The following is a 2097-nucleotide window of genomic DNA, read 5'->3' on the forward strand; positions in this document are numbered from 1 at the left end:
AACACAACCAGCCCCAACTGCGAATAAAGTCACTGGCGTTGAGCATGGCCAGGGTCAGGCCCGGCAGGTCCTGACGCGCCTGGGAAAAGGCACTGACCACCTGGGGCACCACGTAGCTGAGCAGGAAAATCACGATGCCGATCGACACCAGCCCCACCACCCCGGGGTAGATAAAGGCGGTGAGAATCTTGCCCCGCAGGTTGTTGCGCTCTTCGATGTAGTCCGCCAGGCGCTCCATGACCTGGGCCAGGTCGCCGGACTCTTCGCCTGCGGCAATCAGCGCCCGGTAAATCTCCGGAAAGTCCCGGGGACGCGCCGCCAGGGCTTCGGCCAGGCGCATGCCACTGCGCACATCGGCGCGCACCGCGCTCAGGGTCTGGGCGATGTGCTTGCGCTCGGCCTGCTCCACCGTGGCGCTGAGCGCCGCTTCCAGGGGCAGACTGGCGCCCAGCAGGCTGGCCAATTGGCGGGTGGCCCAGGCCAGGTCGTTGTCTGAAAGCTTGGCGCTGAACAGGCCCCCTGCCCCGTCGGTTTCCTGATGGCTGTCCAGTTGCACCATCAGCGCCGTCAGGCCACGGCCACGCAGGTGGGTAAAGGCCGCACTCTGGCTGTCGGCTTCCAGATGCCCGGATTCGATCTTGCCGCTGGCGTCGGCGGCTTCGTAGCGATAGCGATTCATCAGGCGTCCCGGGTTACACGAAGGATTTCTTCCGGCGCGGTGGCGCCGCTGCGCACCCAGCGTTCGCCATCCTCGCGCATGCTCAGCATTCCGGCTTTACGGGCAGCGGCCCTGAGGGCCTGTTCGCCGGCGCCTTGGTGAATCAGGGTGCGAATATCGTCGTCGATACAGAACAACTCATGGATCCCGGTTCGGCCGCTGTAGCCGGTGTGATTGCACGCGGCGCAGCCTTGTGGGCGCCAGGTGCCGGGGGCCGTCGGGTCTTCTTCCTTGCACTGCGAACACAGGCGGCGCACCAGCCTTTGGGCCAAGACACCGAGCATTGATGACGCCAGCAAAAACGGTTCAACCCCCATATCGATCAGGCGATTGACGGCTGAAACAGCATCGTTGGTATGCAAGGTGGCGAGCACCAAGTGCCCGGTGAGCGAGGCTTGCACCGCAATCTGCGCGGTCTCCAAGTCGCGGATTTCGCCGATCATGATGATGTCCGGGTCCTGGCGCAGGATGGCCCGCAGGGCCAGGGCGAAGGTCATGTCGATCTTGGCGTTGACCTGGATCTGGCTGATGCCGGGCAGGTCATATTCCACCGGGTCTTCGACGGTGAGGATATTGCTGGTGCTGGCATCGAGTCGGGCCAGGGCGGCGTAGAGGCTGGTGGTTTTGCCGCTGCCGGTGGGGCCGGTGACCAGCACGATGCCGTGGGGCTGGCGGATCAGGCTATCGAGCCGGGCCAGCACCTCAGGGTCCATGCCCAGGGTTTCCAGTTGCAGGCGCCCGGCCTGTTTGTCCAGCAGGCGCATCACCACCCGTTCGCCATGGCCGGTGGGCACGGTGGAAACGCGGATATCGATGGGCCGACCGGCTACGCGCAGGGCAATGCGCCCGTCCTGGGGCAGGCGTTTTTCGGCGATGTCGAGTTGGGCCATGATCTTGATCCGTGACACCAGGGCGCCGTGCAGGGCTTTGCGCGGCGACACGACATCGCGCAGGGTGCCGTCGACGCGGTAGCGCACCACGGAGTGGGTTTCATAGGGTTCGATGTGGATGTCGCTGGCTTCATCTCGCGCGGCCTGGGTCAGCAAGGCGTTGATCATGCGGATCACCGGGGCGCCGTCCTGGGTGTCGAGCAGGTCGGTGATTTCCGGGATGTCTTGCATGAGGCGGTCGAGGTCGACTTCGTTTTCGGCGGCGCCGACCACCGCGGCGGCGCTGCCGGTGTCGGCGTAGGCGCTGGCCAGCAGGCCGTCGAGTTCGTCGTCGCGGATGTGTTCGATGGGGCTGGGGCCGAATTGGCGTTGGGCTTCGTTGATTGACCAGCCGGGGGTTGAGGGGCAGACCAGGAGTGCGGTGCCCGCCTCGGTTTGGCGTAGGAGGATGCGGTGGGATTTGGCCCAGGCGTAGGGGAGTTGGGGCAT

General features: G+C 65.4%; 2 protein-coding genes. Both read right to left on the minus strand.

The window, feature by feature from the left end; all coding sequences use genetic code 11:
* Positions 1-679: type II secretion system F family protein (locus CF161_RS31480; RefSeq protein ID WP_020300687.1), on the minus strand; the 679-nt coding region annotated here is incomplete at its 3' end.
* Positions 679-2097: type II secretion system ATPase GspE (gspE, locus tag CF161_RS31485; protein ID WP_020300688.1), on the minus strand; the 1419-nt coding region annotated here is incomplete at its 5' end. The genes CF161_RS31480 and gspE, both read right to left, overlap by 1 nt.

It is taken from the genome of Pseudomonas sp. CF161, from assembly GCF_000416215.1.
Taxonomy (GTDB): Bacteria; Pseudomonadota; Gammaproteobacteria; order Pseudomonadales; family Pseudomonadaceae; genus Aquipseudomonas.